Genomic DNA, 17,006 nt, shown 5'->3' on the forward strand with positions numbered 1-17,006 from the left:
GTCAGATTATTCGTGACTGCGGTATCAAAGCGTCGATTTCCGGTGCCTCACGGGAAACACAAAACCGTGCCTCATAGGGAAACGCTGTCCTTGCGTGCTCAGCCATAGCGATTTCGCCGCGACGCCAAAGAACAACAGGCAGCCAACCGATTCGAAGATGTCCGTGGTAATACCGCTGATCAATAGAAACATCAGCACTGTCCAGGCGACTCTATCCCCGGATCCGTTGGAGAACAGTATTCTTGATAACAGAACTGCGAAGATAAGCACGCCGACCGCGCCGAAGTTCGCGAGGGTATACAGCGCCATATTGTCTGCGTAACCCACGTTGAAGCCGAAATTGCCGTGATAGTAAGTCGCCGCCGCGCCAAACCCGCCTGGGCCGATGCCAAACCAGACGAGATTCTCGCGAACCATGCCCTGCAATAGCAGTGGCCATGTGTTCTCGAAGCGATCCTGGAACGAGCTGAGCGTGCCTCCATCAAACAGCGAGTGATTGAACGCCGCTGTTATAGCGAACGAGGCGAACGGCAAAAGAAGCGCCGCCGCCGCCGCCCAGAGCGCGGTTCGCCGGATGGTGCCGAGTTTGCCAAACCGCTCTATGCCAATGACGACTGCCAGCCCGACCAGCGCTGTCTTGTTGGTCGTGGCCCAGATGGACAGTCCTGCTACCGCGAGTAACGTCGACGCTGTCACAAGCGAGCGGAACCTCGGCAGCAGCCAAGTCGACAGCAAGCCGATCATGAGTCCCGCAGCCGCGCTGTCACGCCCGAAACCCGGCAAACGCGGCGTATCGCCAACATAGCTCGAGTTGGTGACGTGGACCGCCACGCCATCCACCACCGTGCTGGCGCCGACCCAGGGCAGAGGGTTGAAATAACCGAAATAATTGACTAGCACCCCACCCATGCACACGAGGGCTACGGCGAGGAACGCGAACCGTGCGCGCGGCCTCTCGAGCATGGCGAACGCTTCGGGGGGCGCCAGAAACGCAAAGAACATCGGCAGCACCGTCCACGCCCAGAAGACCACCGCACTCGGAGCGACGCCGTTCAGAAGCGACACGCAAGCCTGCATCGCGAAGTACATCAGCACGAACAGATGACTCACCTTCGGCCTGTGAAACACGATCAGCACGATACATGCCGCCATCATCATCTTGGGGAGATAGATGGCCTGCGGCACGCCGACCAGCGACGTGTAGTACCGAATCGCCCCCGACATCACGTCGCTCACGACGCCGATAAAAAAGATCAGTGTCCAGAGTGTGCCCATCATGCGTTCCCTACGCCAATCGGCGCAGCATGTTCGCCGCGTTCGGCTTCGACAGTGCCGCCATGCGCCGCGCTTTCCCGTGAATCGTCCAGGGCGGCAAGACCGAGGAAATTCCGGATCACATTGAACGTAATCCTGGAAACGATCGCGTGACTGCTCGCGCCGCTATCGAGTAGTACTCGCGGCCAATCGGTCGTGCCGCAATTGAACACCTGGCCCTGATGGGAGCCGTCGCCCAAGTCCGGTGTGAATACGCCCATTGCAGCGACACCGCCTACGTCCCAACCAACGAGCCTCGCCGAATTGGCGAGCGTCGTGAACCCGTTCGGCGTCTGCGGCACGCCGTCGGCTTCATAGCCGACCAAACGGTCGTCGGCACCGAAGGTCTGACCGTCTTTAACGCCAGTGCCGGCGAATACCCAATGGTCCGCGTGCCGCACAGTGAAGCCAATCGGCTCGCGTTCGAGCTTGACCCATTTGCGCCTTATCCGGCTCCAGACGCTGTACTTCGCGCCGCCATAACCGAAACTCAAACCGAGCAGGTTACTCTCGTTGAAATCGGGCCAATGTTCGGCGAGCCGATTCATTTCCTTGACGTGATGCAGATCCGCGTCCGCACCGAAATCGACCGGCCGGTAACAGGTATTCCCGCTGAACACGGCCAGATTTCCGCCACCGGCAATGAAGCGCGCGACATGGTCGCGCATCGCCTGGCTCCAGTATTCGTGATGACCGACACTCAGCATGCAACGATACTCGGTGAGGTCGAGGTCCGTGGCGCGGTGCAGGTCAACGTCGGTGTAGAAGTCACAGGCGAAATCGTGCGCGCGCAGCCAGCGGACAAATTTCGCATCCCAGTGTGTGAAACACTGGCGTGGCGAGCGCCGGTCGTACGCATCGTCAGGCTCGCCGATCTGGGCTCCTAATCCGCCGCCCGGCCGGAGCAGGGTGACTTTTGAAGCCGGATGCGTGCGGTGAATCGGGTCACCATAAAAGCAGCCACCGCCTGTCGAGTTGTAGGCATGGTAGGTGGCGATCGGCACCACATAGGCGATCGACGCGGACGGGGAACGCGGCCGGGCGACAATGAGCGCCATGCTGTCGCTGTCCGGCGGCGCGGCAAGAATGGGCTGACGTGCAACGCAACGCCGCCCCAGATCCGTCAAAGGTTCGCCCTTTGGGCCGACTTCATACGCGATCGCCGCATACGCGCCGCTTTCCAGCCCTTCGGTCTCTGGCTTGATCGTGATCGTCGGCCAGTCCCAGTCGCTATCGAAGCGAACCGGCTTACGCTCACGCGACGACTCGAATACATAGCGGCCATTGATGAGTACCGCCATTACATCTCGCGTGCCCGCAGCGATCACGCCACCCACGCTGACCATCGACTCCGCGTCCTGCTGTTGATAGATCGCAATCGAGAACCGCCTGCGCGGCTCTACCGCGAGGTCGAAGTAATCCCCGGCAGTGAACGATGTCTGAAGTGGATAAAGTTGCATGGCTCGCCCGTCACGAGAAGTCACTTGTCGGTCGCCGGCTCGCCAACAGCCGGCTGCGCCACACGTCGATCGACGCGGCGCGGAGCAGCCTTGGGCGGCCGGAGTTCCAGTCCGAATGTGCGCTTGATCAGCCGCTTCATCCCGAAGACGCGCCGTTTCATCGAGATCTGCGTGCGATAGCGCAATGGAGGCAATGGCGCCTTGTGTTGCGCGGCGAAGCTTCGATACTTCGCCGCGGTCGCCTCAACCAGCTTCAGCGCTTGCGGAAGAACAGATGCGTCGACACGGGAGGTCAGAAAGCATTCGTTGGCGAAAAACTTATGAAACAGCGCCAGCCAGTAAGCTTCATCGTCTCCGGCTTTGCTCTTTTCAAGGGCCTCCCCCGCAAAGCGGGCGACACACTCGACGGAGCGCAGCGTCGTCACCTGCGTGATACTCCCTGCACGTCGGCGGTAATAGTAGAGTTCGTCACGCAGACCGTGCAGCGTGCGCGCCCGCTTATACACCTGAGGAATGGCGGAACAGTCTTCATACACGTGATCAACCGGAAACTCTATGCCGTCCCATAGCGCTCGCCGATAGACCCGCGCGCCGGAGTGCACCTGGCAAATGCGTGCGAACTCCAGCAACGCCTCAATACTGTTGGTACGTTGGCCTGCCGTTGCGTCGTCCACGATCACCAGCGCGCCAACTCGGCGTCCGGTTGAATCCACCATGCCGACATTGAACTCGATGATGTCCGCGGTATCGGCATCGAGCAAAGGCATGACGATATTCGTGAAACTCGCCGCCAATTCATCATCGGAATCAAGAAAGCCGATATAGCGGGATTTTGCACGCGCAATGCCGGCATTACGGGCTGCGCTGACGCCCTGATTTTCCTGATGAATTACCGTAATGTTGTGCCCGCCAGGGCCTTCCTTGACTTTAAGGATTTGCTCCAGAGTGCCGTCCGTCGAGCCATCATCGACGACAATCACCTCAATTTCTTCGAATCGCGGCTGAGCGAGGATCGATTTGAGCGCAACTCCGATGTAATGCTCGACATTAAATGCCGGAATTACCACGGACAAAATTTTTTCGTCACTTCCGCTGTCCACTGGTTTCATAGGATGTGCAACCCTTCAAAATCGATGGTTCGAAATTGCCCTGACATATAAGAAGGCAATGCGGCGAATAGCACTTCGTTGCGCTGATCACGGACTCAGCGCGGCATCAGTCTTGCCTCTGGAACGGTCCGATCGAACAGCGCGAATCCTTCGTGTGACACTTTTTCGTTATATGCCTCACACACACCCGCAATCGACCTCGACTCGTTTGATGTCGACCGCGCGAATTCTCAGTACGCCCCCGTACACCCCATATTGCAGTGCGGCGCGGATATCGTACGTTCGGAAGCCCACAGTGCAGGAACACATCGCGGGCGGCAGGACCACGTTCACATTCGTGTAATACACAGACAATTGATGGCGTAGCGCGCTGTGCATGCCCCCGACGGGAAATGTGACGCATCGCACCGACTCGCAAACGCCTGTTTACTAACATCACTTACTTGAAGAATGGATGCGCAAGCAAGGAGGGCCCGCTTACATCGCAGCATGAGCAGCCCGACACGTCAATCTGGAGGCCTCACCCATGTCCGTGCCCAAAGTAAGCGTTCTGCTGCCGATCTACAACGTCGAACCTTACGTTGAAGCGTGCCTCAACTCCCTCCTGTCGCAGACCTGTACCGACTTCGAGATCATCGCCGTCGACGATTGCAGCCCGGATCGCTCAAGCGAGATCGTGTCTCGCGTACTTCAGTCGCAGGACAAGGTCGCATGGAAGCTGGTGACGAACGAGCACAATCAGGGGCTGGCGGAAACGCGCCGGATTGCCGCCATGGAGGCGACCGGAGATTATGTGTTATGCGTGGATAGTGACGACTACGTTCATCCGGATCTGATAGCACGCGTCATTCAGGAGGCCGTCGCGCATGATGCCGATGCCGTGATTTTCGCCGCGACAAATGTCAGTGCCGATGGTTCGGTGAACTATCAGATTGACAGCGACGACAAGGTGATAACCGGGGTCGAGGCAGTAGAAAGAATCATGGACCTGACGTTGCAGGCGTACTGCTGGAACAAGCTGGTGCGGCGCTCGATCTTCGCCGGCGTCCACCATCCGAGCGGGCTGATTTACGAAGACATTTGCGTGTCTGTTCAGACTCTGGGCAGATCGAAGATCGTCCGCCTGATACCGGATCGCCTGTATTTTTATGTATTGCGCGAGAGCGGCATCTCAACCCGGTTCAATCCAAAGATTCTGGATCTCTTTGCGATCATGGACCTCGTGGAGAAAACCACGTCGTCGCTGCCGATCGAGAATCGGAACCGGCGTCTTTTCAGACTGAAATATATTTACGGCTTCAGAACCGTCGCGTTCCAGGTGGCGATGAGAGCACCCACCTACCAGCTCGCCCAACCCATCTTGCGAACGGTATCGGAACGGCTGCATCTGCAGCACCTGTATCGCATGTATGCAGATAGCCGGCCGAAACTGTCGTTCGTGATGTGCCTGCTCAAAATACATCCACGAATCTTCTACAGCTTCGTCCGGCGTTTCAGCGAACGGTAAAGTTCGACCCGGCTGCGTTGACTACCCGCAACCGGATCATGGCCTTGCTTAATGCAAGCCCGCGACCGCCTGCTTGATCGTGGCGTAAATCGGCTTCTGAGCAGCGTTGCTCGTCATGATGCCGTAGTTGCCGGTAGGATCATCGTACAGTTCGTACCAGTTGAAACCGATCACGCCGTACGTGGACTTGGCCGCCCAGAGTTCCGGAATCGTCTTGGTGATGTACGCCTGCGCCTGTGCCGTGGTGAAGTCGGTGTTGATGCCGATCTCCGTGAACATGATCGGGAGGTTGTACGCGTTGTGCAGGGTCTGCAGAACGTTGTAGTTCGTACCCGTCACGCCCCACGTATTCTCCGGATCACCGCCGTCGGAATACCAGTGCAGCTGGATGATGTCAGTCTTCACCACCGGGTGGCCGGTCGAGCCATCCGGCTGCGTGCCCGTCAGCATGCCCTTGTACCAGCCCAGATGCAGGAAGCCCGCCGATGCGGTGGCGATGACCTTCGTCGTGCCTGCCGTATCGACCGAACGCCAGCCGTCGTAGTAGCCGCGCAGCGCGCCGCGCCAGATCGGCCACGTGCTGTTGTCGTAGTCGGAGACATTGGCGCCGTCGTTGGCAATCGGCTGGTTGTGGCTATCGAGGTCGTATTCGTTACCGAATTCGATCACCGGAACGCCCTTGAACTTCGTCGCCGCGTAAGCCGCCATCGAATAGGCGTAAGCGTAGGCGCTCGCCTCGGTCGGCGTGCCGCCGTTCAGCGAAGGATCGTCCCACGGATAGGCGTCGATCATCGGCATGACCGTGACACCCGACATGCCCGGGATCACCGTGTTGGCGACGGTGTCAATCTGGCCGTAGGTGTGGATATCCTGGCGGTTGCCCGTCAAGCCCAGGTCCGTAAGGGTCGACGCTTGAGTCGCGAGAGGAATCGACGTGTAAATGCCGCCGTAGTTGTAGTGCTCGTTGATACCCGAGAACGGGATCGCAGCAGTCGTGGTGGGCGTCGAACCAGCGGGCGCGGACGCAGCCGGTGCGGAAGCCGCGGGCGAGGAGGCCGGCGTGCTCGTGGCAGGACGCGGATCCGACGAGGCTACCCAGTTGCTGTTCTGCCAGACCCACCAGTTACCGTCGGTGTTCTCTTGATAAACCTTGCCCGCGTACCACAGCAGCAAGGTGACATTCATCGTAAAGCCAGCTTTCGTACCTGCGCGATAGGCCACGCCGCTCTTCACCTGCCAGACAGCGCCCGACGAATCGTTGAGCGACGTAGCCGGCGGGATCGTGGTGCCGCTGACCGACGCCGGGTGCCTGATGACATCGACTACGGTTGCCGGATCGGCCACATTGGCGACGCCTGCCGCATTACCACCACTACCGCTTCCGCCACCGCATGCGGCCAAAATTGGTAGTACTAAGTAGATTGAATGCTTACGTAAGGTTTGAAGTTTCATCTGACCCACTGTTGAATTGATAACGGCCTTGAATCAGGCAAAAGCTCGCCCTAAGCCCCTTTAAGGAAGCCAAAGCGACTGAAAAGAAGGAAAGATAGGCGAAACGGCCCATGCGCCCCGTCAAAACCAGGCGCAAGTAAACAACCTGCGTTCCGCCTCAGGTAGAACGTTCGTTCCACCCCAGCGATGAGTCGCAATGTTACACAGATGAAACGTTTTAAACGAGCCTTGAACCGTAACAAGCTGTAACGTCTGATAATTAATTCGGCAGTTTTTTATATTTATATTATTAATATAAATATAAAATTCACCTATTAAATCATACGCATGCACCATATTGGACAGGCGTGCCAGATTCGCGAAAAGTCATATCAGGCTTTACCCGAACGGACGGAGTGCCGTGGATTTATGGGCCATTGGCCGGATTATCAACGTGTCGCGTGCACATCCTTGCCCCATCTTTGGGCAGAGCCGATTGGACGCCATTCGCGTTTAGAGTATTTATTCTAATTTTGCGAACCGTGGCCCAGAATCACTATCCCGATGATTTGCTTACGAAATGCCGATGTTCTGGGGGCAATTTCCAACGTCGTGGCGGAGATCGCCAGTCGCCGTGATGGCGGGAACTAGTAGCAAAAGTGACGCCAACTCCCCCGTGGCAAGCCCCTTTTTGGGGCACAAACGAAGCACCCGCCAGTGGTTCGACGCCCGTTCATCCGGGGCGAAGAGTCGTCGGACAGTGATTTTCCCACCCTCAAATTCACAATGCCGGCCGCAATTTACGACATTTCGCTACGTGCGCAAGCGAACCGACAACCACTAGCGCAAGGTCGCGTAATACAACAGAACCACGAATCTAAATATTCGATTATGGCCGGAACATTTAAAACGCAATTAGCATTAAATGTTTTGAATATCCACAAGGATAGCGAGACAAATAAAACGTGAACTTCAAAATGCATCCGGTCGATTTCGGCGGACATTTCGGCTGGCTCTACGAGCCGGAGCCGCGATCCGGCGAAGTCGGGAAATCAGGCATCGTGATCTGCGGCCCCCTCGGGCATGAGGCCCTGTGGCTGCACCAAACCATGCGCTCGCTCGCCGACCGTCTCGCGAGCCAGGGGTTCGCTGTCTTGCGCTTCGACTACGCCGGCACCGGTGACTCCGTCGACACCGATGAACTCGTGGAACCCAGCAAGTGGACCAGCGAAGCCATCGAAGCAGTGACTTTTCTGAGGCAAGCAACGGGCGCGGAGCGCATTGCGCTTGCCGGGTTCCGCTTCGGCGCGCTGGTTGCCGCGCAGGCCGCGCCGGCGGCGCTCGTCGACACGGTGGCGCTTATTGCGCCAGTGGTCAGCGGGCGGCTATTCATCAGGGAAATGAACGTTCTGCAGCGAGCGTGGATCGATAAAACAAGCCGCCATATCAACGGCGATACGGCGCCCGACAACGCGTTTGACGTGCTGGGGCACCGCTTCAGCCGAGCTTCAATTGACGCGATATCGAAGTATGATCTGCGCCGGGTGACATCCCCCCCGGCGAACAGGCTGCTGATCGTTCACGCCGCCAATCAGGGACCCAGCTACGAGCTCGGGAACCTGTACACCACGCTTCGCGCCGAAGTCGATTCGCTTCCGTTTCCCGAATATCCCGACGCAATGCAACCCTCGTGGCAGGCGGTACTGCCCGAGGCAACCTTGCGTTCCATCGAGGAATGGTTCGCGCGCGAGATGGCGCAATCGCCCGCACCGCTTCCAGCTGCCGCGTTCGATGCGGTGCCCCATTCGGCCCCTGCCTGGCGGCCAGTCGGTTTGGACGGCGTGGTCGAAACACCGGTCGAGCTGGCCGACGGGCGTCTCTTTGCGATGCTATGCGAACCGGCAAACCAGCAGGGACGCTCACCGCTCGTCGTCATCGCCAACACCGCGGCCACGCATCATGTGGGCGACGGGCGGTTCAACGTCGAACTGGCCCGTTCGCTGGCACGCGCGGGCATCGCATCCGTGCGCGTCGATGCGCATGGCATTGGCGACAGCCCGGGAGCCCGGACGGTCGCCAACCCATCCCTGCTCAGTTATGACCAGCTTGCGGCCGATACGTCGCTGGCGGTCGATTGGGCGGTCGAGCGGGGCCATCCGCACGTCGCCGTGTTCGGCATCTGTTCAGGTGCCTACCTCGGGCTTCACGCAGCCATACGAAACCCTGCGGTAGCGGCGCTGTTGCTAGTCAATCTGCAGAGCTTTGAATTTCCGGTCGGCTTCAGGATGTGTGATGCCGCGACCATCGGATCCGGCTCCACACGCGCACATTTTCAGGCCATGTTTCGTCCGCAGAAATGGTCGCAAGTTCTGCGCGGCGAAGTCAGCCTGCGACCTGTGTTGCGGACCTTGACCCGCTATGTCATCGACGCCGTCGGCAATACCGCCACGGCATGGGCCGGTAATGCGAACGGCAATGCAGTGAACAAGGGCGCCCGCGCCCGACGTCGCATGATGGATCTGGATGCACGGGGAGTTCGTGTCCGCTTGCTATTCAGTCCGCTCGATCACGGGCTGGACGAATTGCGATTGCACTTCGGGCGAGGGGGACGCCGCCTCAACAAGCTCGCTCATGCCAGCGCCATGGTCGTTCCGAACATGGACCACGAAGTTCTGAATCCAGCGGCACGGCAGCGGGTTGCGACGCTGTGCGAGACATTCTTCAGGCAAGCATTTGCCAACGAGTAATGTCTGCGGAAATCACGTCGGTCGAATCGGTCGGAATTTGCCAGTCAGGGAAGTTCCGGTGCGTGGTTAACCGCACGGACGCACGCAGTTCGCACTCCCCGCAATCGCTGCAGTTCGCTATCTTCTTTTAATTGGGATCCCGAAAACTACGCTCGCCGACATCGCCAATGTGCGGAGGTTAGAGCGCGCGAACGCGACCGATACCGATACCGAATCCATCCGGCCCGCCCACAGGCTGCCGCGCCGGAGGCATTCACAAAGACCATTATTAGAGCTAGAGCAAAAATAGAATGAATCCGTACCCACCTGCTGCCGAGATCACCTCGGCGCGCAAAGTGACCCGCCGGACTTTGCTATGCGGCATGGCGTCGGCCACGCTGGCCGCGATGTGTCCGCGCGTCTATGCGCAGCATGCCGCAGGAGTCGTCACTCCACCGGTTCGGCTCGACGACGCCTGGTTAGTCGACCAGACGGGCCAAAAACGCCTGCTGGACGACATGCTGAGTCAACGCATTACCGCACTGCAGACGATCTACACCGGATGCAGTTCTGTCTGCCCTCTGCAGGGCGCATTGTTCGGCGCGGTTCAGGAGCGCGTGGCGAAGATACGCACACGTCATCCGATTCAATTGCTCTCGATCGGCATCGATCCGCTTTCCGATTCGCCTTCTGCCTTGCGCGACTGGCTGGCACGCTTTCAGGCCGGCCCCGACTGGCACGCGGCGACTCCGGCATTGCCGGATGTCGACCGCATCCGCATAGCGCTCTCGGGCAGTCAGTTACCCCTTGGAAACATCGCCGATCACTCAACACAAATCTACTGCTTCGACGCAAACGCAATGCTGCGCTGGCGGAGTTCCGACCTGCCGCGTGCAAACGAAATCTGCGATGTGCTCGACGCGCTAGGGCGCGTGTAGTTAGACGCCAATGGAGACCAAAGTCATGGCACGTATTCATTCCGCCAGAATCGCAGCGGGACTATTCGAAAATAGTGTGAAGTCCCTGTTCCTGATCGCATTGACCTGGACCCTTGCCGCGTACTCCGGATTCGCCGGCGCGCAGACGCCCGGCCCGGTGACGCTGAGCGGCTCGAGCCTGTGTCTGGATGTCAATTCGCAATCACTCTCCCCTGGCGCGATGGTCGATGCCTGGACGTGCAACGGCGGCTCCAATCAGATCTGGCAGCCGACCGCCACAGGAACGCCGTACAAGTTCGTCAGTCAGAACAGCGGTCTGTGCCTGGACGTGTCCGGCGCAAGTACCGCCGCCGGCGCACCCGTGATTCAATGGACCTGCAATGGTGGCGCCAACCAGGCCTACTCAATTAAGGCGCAGGGTAACGGGTATGCGCTCGTCGCATCGCACAGCGGCATGTGTCTGGCGGCCGCGAGCCTGACTACGCCGGGTCCGCAGATTCTGCAGCAGGTATGCAACGGGAGTGCCCTGCAGACCTGGCAGGTAGCCGGGCTGAAAGTGACCGCGCTGCCGTCGAAGTGGACCGCGCCCATCAAGCTCCCAATCGTGCCGGTGGCGGCGGCGAATCTGACCGACGGGACCGTGCTGTTCTGGTCGGCCGATAGCGCTCTGAACTTCACGGCAGGAGAAGTCACGCCGGGCAAGACGTATACGGCGATCTTCAATCCCACCACCCAATCCAGCAAACAGGTGATCGAAACCAACACGGGCCACGACATGTTCTGTCCAGGCATCGTGAATCTGCCGGACGGCCGCATATACGTCACCGGCGGGTCGAGCAGCGACTTGACCAGTCTGTACTCGACTTCCACGGCGAAATGGGCTGCGGGTGACAAGATGAACATTCCGCGCGCCTACCAAGGGAGCGTCACGTTAAGCAATGGCAACGTGTTCCTGGTGGGGGGATCATGGAATGGCCCGCTGGGCGGCAAAACCGGCGAAACCTGGATTCCCGGTTCGGGTTGGCAGTTGAACGGTGCAATTACCGATAACTACATCCTGACGAACGACGCCGGCGGCATCTTCCGCGCCGACAACCACGCGTGGTTGTTCGCCGTGTCCAACGGCCAGGTGTTCCATGCGGGCCCCAGCCAGGCGATGCATTGGTTCGATACGTCGGGCAATGGCAACGTGACTGCGGCCGGCGTTCGAGGCAGCGACAGCGACGCAATGAACGGCAACGCCGTGATGTACGACATCGGCAAGATTCTCGCGGTCGGTGGTGCGCCGAGCTACGACTCGTCCAACGCCACGTCCAATGCCACGCTAATCACCCTCAACAACGGTACGGCGACGACGCAGACGCTTCCGTCGATGAGCTATCAACGCGCGTTTAGCAACAGTGTCGTGTTGCCGAACGGGCAAGTCGTCGTGATGGGCGGGCAGACGTTCGCCCAGCCTTTCTCGGACGATACCGCGGTGCTGACGCCGGAGTTGTGGGATCCGGTGAAGATGACTTTCACACCGCTCAATCCCCAGGCGGTGCCGCGCAACTATCACAGCATCGGCTTGCTGCTGCCGGACGGCCGCGTGCTGAGCGGCGGTGGCGGACTGTGTGGGAGTTGCTCGACCAACCACACCAACGTCGAGATACTGACACCGCCGTATCTGCTCAACGCGAACGGGACGGCGGCGACGCGGCCCACCATCAGTTCGGCGCCAGCCACGGCTCAACTCGGGACTTCGATTGCCGTGTCCGCCAGTAGCGGCATCCAGGCATTCGCGCTGATGCGGATGTCGTCGGTGACACATTCGGTCAACAACGAGCAACGGCGCATCCCGCTGAGTTTCACGGTGGGCACGGGCGGCGAGTATCTGCTGGCCATTCCCTCCGACCCCGGCGTGGTGATCCCCGGGTACTACATGCTCTTCGCGCTGAATGCCAGCGGCGTGCCGAGCGTCTCCCGCATGGTGCAGATTCCGTGATGGCGGCACGGTTGCAGCACCTCGCGGCCAGCGCAACGATCTGTCTCGCGCTGGCCGCGACAGCGTATTCGGCCAACGCGGCGCAATCGTGCGACCCATCCTCATTAGGATGCCTGATATTTAATGGACAACACGCGATCCCGGCGCACCTGCGCGACGACGATCGCCTATTGCCGGACTGGACGACCCGCTGCGTCAACTGCCACACACCAACCGGACAGGCGGCGGCGTTCGCTCCGCCCTTGACGGCAAGCAATCTGCTTGTCGCGACACGCCGCCGCGGCGGACCGCCCAGCAACTACGACCCCATGACTTTCTGCCGCGCGATCAAAAATGGCATTGATCCGGCGGAGGTCTTGCTGCGTAAGGCCATGCCCCAGTATCAGATATCCGATACCGAATGCATGGCGCTTTGGCACTTCCTCACCGATCATTAGCTGTGCTTTGCGTGCCGCTTGCCGTTTGAACTTTGTGCGCAACGCCGTCGATTCAGAATCGGGCAACGGGTGCGTTATGCCGCCACCTGAAACACCGCAACCGCCTCACGCAGAGCGACCGCCTGCTCTTCAAGCGACTTCGCCGCCGCAGCGGCTTCTTGGACAAGCGCGGCGTTGTGCTGCGTCACCTCGTCGATCTGTGACACCGCCTTGTTGACCTGTTCGATGCCGTCGCTCTGTTCCAGCGCGGACGCCTCGATCTCGCTCATCACGCCCGTTACGCGCTCCACTGCGCGCATGGCTTCGTGAATCGTCGTCTGTGCCTCGGAGACCAGCGACGCGCCCTGCTCCACCTTGGCCGCCGATTCGCCGATCAATTCCTTGATTTCCTTCGCCGCCGCGCCGGAGCGCTGAGCAAGGCTGCGCACCTCCGAAGCCACGACCGCAAACCCACGCCCCTGCTCACCGGCCCGCGCGGCTTCCACCGCCGCGTTCAGCGCTAGGATGTTGGTCTGAAACGCAATCCCCTCGATCATGCCGATGATTTCCGTGACCTTGCGCGACGATTCGCTGATGCCGTCCATGGTCTCGGTGACGCGCGAGACCACTGTGCCGCCGCGCGTCACCGTGTCGAGCGCACCGTGCGCCAGCCGGTTCGCCTGCTTCGCGTTGTCCGCGTTCTGCTTCACGGTGGCCGACAGCTGCTCCATGCTCGCCGCGGTCTGCTGAAGCGCCGCTGCCTGCTGTTCGGTGCGCGAGGAAAGATCCGCGTTGCCCGCGGAGATTTCGTTGGCACCGTGCGTGATCGCCGCCGTGCTGCCGCGCACCTTGGCCACCGTCTCCACGAGCCCGTCGCGCATGATCGTCAACGCGCCCAGCAGCTGGCCCATCTCATTGCGCGATTTGACTTTGATGGCGACCGTCAGATCGCCGGAGGCAATCCGTTCGAAGTGCTTGACGGTCGCATTGACCGGCTTGATCAACGCCGCCGACAAACCGATCCGCGCCGCCACGCCCACCACGATCGCGACCACGCCGATCACGGCGAATAGCAGCGTCGCAAGCTGGAACCGTTGCGCGGCGGTTTCGGCTTGCTGGTGCTGGCTGTCGATCTGCGCGTGCTCGAGCGTGTCGATCGCTTTCGAATAGGTCGCGTAAAAGTCTTTCGCGGTCTCGCCCTGAAGGTTGCGGAAAGTATTGAAGTCGAAATCGGTGAGGGCCTTGAACTCCGGATCGAGCACTTTATCGACCAGCGCGCTGCGTGCCTGCTCCACGCTCTGGGCAAGTTTCTTCTCGCTCTCGCTCGCAAACGGGCCCGCCATGTAACGGCTGAAGTCGTTGTTCGATTCGACCAGCACCTTGTGTGCGGCCGGCAAAAGATCGTCGGTCTGCTTGCCGACGCTAAAGAGCGTCTGATATGAGCCCAGCGCGAGCTGCACCTGCAGCAGCTTCTCAGTGCTCGCCTTCAGATGTGACATAGCGGCGGCGCTGTGCTGGGTTTCGTCGAGGCTGCTGTTGGCGAGTTTGAGCGCGCCGTAGCCGACGCCGATCACTGTCAGCAGAAAGGCGACGAAGACGCTGATGACCAGCGTCAGGCCACCACGAATGGTGAGGTTTTTTAGCATTGGGTCTCCGGAACGTCGTGCGGATCGGCGGCGCAACAGGTTGGCGGGCGCACGCGGTTTTTCGCGCGCAACCGGCACTTCGCCGCATCCTGTTTAACGACTTCGCGGAACCCCAGCTAAATAGGTGAAATCCATGACTGACGGGCGTTTGCGGGCAATTCGCGCCTCACTATCTGGGATATTCGCCAGATCGCTCGACGCTGCCGCTTTCCGGGCGCCTCACGATTCGTTTGTATAATTCGGCGTCTTCGCTCAGGCTCACTTTCATGCTTAGTTTTGCGCTCGGCTTTCTCGTTTCACTGCTGATCACGCTGTTGATCGTGCGCTATGCGCATCTGCATGAAAAATTCTCCACCGACACCGATCTGGCCGGTGTGCAGAAATTCCATGCGCGCCCGGTGCCGCGCATCGGCGGGACCGGCATCCTGCTCGGGCTGATCGCGTCCGCCGTGCAGTTGCATCACGCGTATCCGGCCGTTTCGGGCGGCATTCTGGGGCTGATTGCCTGCGGCATGCCGGCCTTCGGCTCCGGTCTGGTCGAGGATCTGACCAAGCGCGTATCGCCGCTCGCGCGGCTCGTCTGCACGATGGGCGCCGCTGCCCTCGCCTATTTCCTGCTGAATATCGCCGTCACGCGTATCAGCGTGCCGCCGCTCGACTTCCTGCTCTCGTATGCGGTGATCTCCTGTGCGGTCACGGTGCTGGCCGTCGCCGCGCTTGCCAACGCGATCAATATCATCGACGGGTTCAACGGGTTGGCGTCGATGGTCGCGTTCATGATGTTCGCGTCGCTCGCTTACGTGGCGTTCCAGGTGTCCGATCCGATCGTGCTGTCGGCGTCGTTCATGATGATGGGCGCGGTGCTCGGCTTCTTCATCTGGAATTTCCCGGCGGGGCTGATCTTTCTCGGCGACGGCGGCGCGTATTTCATCGGCTTCATGCTCGCCGAGCTGTCGATCATGCTGGTGATGCGCAATCGCGACGTGTCGGCGTGGTATCCGGTGCTGCTGTTCATGTATCCGATCTTCGAGACCTGCTTCTCGATCTACCGGAAGAAATTCATTCGCGGCATGTCGCCGGGCATTCCAGACGGCGTGCATCTGCACATGCTGGTGTACAAGCGCCTGATGCGCTGGGCGGTGGGGGTGAAGACCGCGCGGGAGTTGACGCGGCGCAATTCGCTGACGTCGCCGTATCTGTGGCTGCTCTGTCTGATCGCGGTGGTGCCGGCCACGCTATTCTGGCGGCATACTCTGCATCTGTTCTGCTTTGTCGTGGTGTTCGCGGCGACGTACGTGTGGCTCTATGTAAGCATCGTTCGGTTCAAGTCGCCGAAGTGGATGGTGGTGCGGAAGGCGAAGCGGTAAACATCCGCTTGATAAACCGATTATGTATCTCATACTCGATCCATCCATAAAGCAGACCGCCGATTGAAGCTGAAATCGCAACGGCTATCCACAGGACCGAGAACCTGATATGAACTGCGTACGGCTTTAGCGCATAGATGACGGCTGCAATGATCGTCATATGAACCAGATAGAAACCATACGAAAAATCGCCTAGCTTCTTGCAGACACGTGGAAACTCAAGGTTCTGTACCGCGATCACCGCGGAGCAAAACGCCAAGGCTTGCATCAGAAACAAGGGAGCGGGCGAGGAGAATTTGATGCTATTCGAAACGCCCCAAGCGCCTATCGCGAAGAGGACAAGGTAAGCTGGCCGCACACGGTCGGCGAACTGTGCGCCAGCCACAGACACAAACAGACCGGCGATGAAAAAGATCGGGTACGGCGTCAGCAATATCCACTTTCCCGGCTGGGCCACGAACCCAAACACAGCAGCGTCGTCAATGTCGCCCAGTGGCCGGTAAGCATCCACGAGGATGATTGCGAGGAGCCAGATCGTGCAAGCCGTCAGTATCTGTGTACGCGATAGCCTGCAGACAATCATCAGATACGTCACGCAGTAGAATGCAAATTCGTAGCACAGCGTCCAATACGGAATCCGGTATGAGTTGTTGAGCGCTGTCGACGGCAGCAATAGCAGCGACTGCCAGTCGAGATGCCATGCGGGCTCGGCCCGCAGAAGAACAACATAGCTCAGAGCTACTGCGATCCAGAACGCCGGGAAGATGCGCGCAACGCGATTCCAGAGGAAGGCACTGCCCTGACCGAGGCATCCCCCCATGACGAAGCCGGAAATAACGAAAAACAGACTTACGCCGATGCGACCAAAGTTGACGACAAGATACGGGTGATAATCGAGCCCCTTCGCGTAGGCCACAAAAAACGTCACATGTTGAACGAGAACAAATAGGCAAGCCAGGGCGCGTAACCCTTGAATACCGATACGACGTTCAGGCTGGCTAATCGCTTCCATTCTGCTCTCGGATAACTCTGTTCGATGCCCTAGGAATAATCGAGTAAAGCGGAAGCACCGGCCGCACGTAGCGTACGACGATCACAAAGGAAAGCC

12 protein-coding genes are annotated in these 17,006 nt (G+C 59.5%); 6 read left to right on the forward strand and 6 right to left on the reverse strand.

Annotated features, from left to right (window positions below; translation table 11 throughout):
• Positions 1–24: 24 nt before the first annotated feature.
• The 3 genes from A6V37_RS07045 to A6V37_RS07055 are packed head-to-tail and all read right to left on the reverse strand — an operon-like array spanning position 25 to position 3,883.
• Entirely contained in the window at positions 25–1,278 is a 1,254-nt protein-coding gene (locus tag A6V37_RS07045; RefSeq protein WP_131799957.1) for a hypothetical protein, read from the reverse strand.
• Entirely contained in the window at positions 1,275–2,774 is a 1,500-nt protein-coding gene (locus A6V37_RS07050) for a N,N-dimethylformamidase beta subunit family domain-containing protein (protein WP_064272393.1), read from the reverse strand. The genes A6V37_RS07045 and A6V37_RS07050 overlap by 4 nt, the downstream gene beginning before the upstream one ends.
• Positions 2,775–2,794: 20 nt before the next feature.
• On the reverse strand, positions 2,795–3,883 hold the full coding sequence (locus A6V37_RS07055; protein ID WP_064272394.1) for a glycosyltransferase family 2 protein: 1,089 nt from the start codon (positions 3,881–3,883) through the stop codon (positions 2,795–2,797).
• A 526-nt stretch (positions 3,884–4,409) separates the two neighbouring features.
• Between A6V37_RS07055 and A6V37_RS07060 the strand changes: the two genes are divergently transcribed.
• Positions 4,410–5,390, forward strand: a complete 981-nt coding sequence (locus tag A6V37_RS07060; RefSeq protein ID WP_064272395.1) for a glycosyltransferase family 2 protein — start codon at positions 4,410–4,412, stop codon at positions 5,388–5,390.
• Positions 5,391–5,438: 48 nt separating this feature from the next.
• Here A6V37_RS07060 and A6V37_RS07065 read toward each other — a convergent pair whose 3' ends face one another.
• A complete protein-coding gene (locus A6V37_RS07065) occupies positions 5,439–6,734 on the reverse strand; it encodes a glycosyl hydrolase (RefSeq protein WP_242665991.1) in 1,296 nt (431 codons plus the stop codon).
• Between the two features lie 1,064 nt (positions 6,735–7,798).
• On the opposite strand from A6V37_RS07065, the gene A6V37_RS07070 reads away from it, so the two are divergent.
• The 4 genes from A6V37_RS07070 to A6V37_RS07085 all read left to right on the forward strand — a co-directional run bounded on the left by A6V37_RS07070 (position 7,799) and on the right by A6V37_RS07085 (position 12,906).
• Positions 7,799–9,568 (forward strand): serine aminopeptidase domain-containing protein, encoded by a 1,770-nt coding sequence (locus tag A6V37_RS07070; protein ID WP_064272397.1) that lies wholly within the window; start codon positions 7,799–7,801, stop codon positions 9,566–9,568.
• 290 nt (positions 9,569–9,858) lie between these two features.
• Positions 9,859–10,485: an SCO family protein gene (locus A6V37_RS07075; RefSeq protein ID WP_064272398.1), complete on the forward strand. Its 627-nt coding sequence runs from the start codon at positions 9,859–9,861 to the stop codon at positions 10,483–10,485.
• Between the two features lie 25 nt (positions 10,486–10,510).
• Positions 10,511–12,469, forward strand: a complete 1,959-nt coding sequence (locus tag A6V37_RS07080) for an RICIN domain-containing protein (protein ID WP_064272399.1) — start codon at positions 10,511–10,513, stop codon at positions 12,467–12,469.
• Positions 12,469–12,906 carry a hypothetical protein gene (locus A6V37_RS07085; protein WP_064272400.1) on the forward strand — a complete coding sequence of 146 codons (438 nt, stop codon included), beginning with the start codon at positions 12,469–12,471 and terminating at the stop codon, positions 12,904–12,906. The genes A6V37_RS07080 and A6V37_RS07085 overlap by 1 nt, the downstream gene beginning before the upstream one ends.
• A 74-nt stretch (positions 12,907–12,980) precedes the next feature.
• Here the strand turns inward: A6V37_RS07085 and A6V37_RS07090 are convergent, their stop codons facing one another.
• Entirely contained in the window at positions 12,981–14,531 is a 1,551-nt protein-coding gene (locus A6V37_RS07090) for a methyl-accepting chemotaxis protein (RefSeq protein ID WP_064272401.1), read from the reverse strand.
• 266 nt (positions 14,532–14,797) lie between these two features.
• On the opposite strand from A6V37_RS07090, the gene A6V37_RS07095 reads away from it, so the two are divergent.
• Positions 14,798–15,898, forward strand: coding sequence for an MraY family glycosyltransferase (locus A6V37_RS07095; protein WP_064272402.1), 1,101 nt, complete (start codon positions 14,798–14,800; stop codon positions 15,896–15,898).
• Here the strand turns inward: A6V37_RS07095 and A6V37_RS07100 are convergent.
• A complete protein-coding gene (locus A6V37_RS07100) occupies positions 15,855–16,910 on the reverse strand; it encodes an acyltransferase family protein (RefSeq protein WP_064272403.1) in 1,056 nt (351 codons plus the stop codon). The genes A6V37_RS07095 and A6V37_RS07100 overlap by 44 nt on opposite strands.
• Positions 16,911–17,006 lie beyond the last annotated feature (96 nt).

The organism is Paraburkholderia ginsengiterrae (assembly GCF_001645125.1).
GTDB lineage: Bacteria > Pseudomonadota > Gammaproteobacteria > Burkholderiales > Burkholderiaceae > Paraburkholderia > Paraburkholderia ginsengiterrae.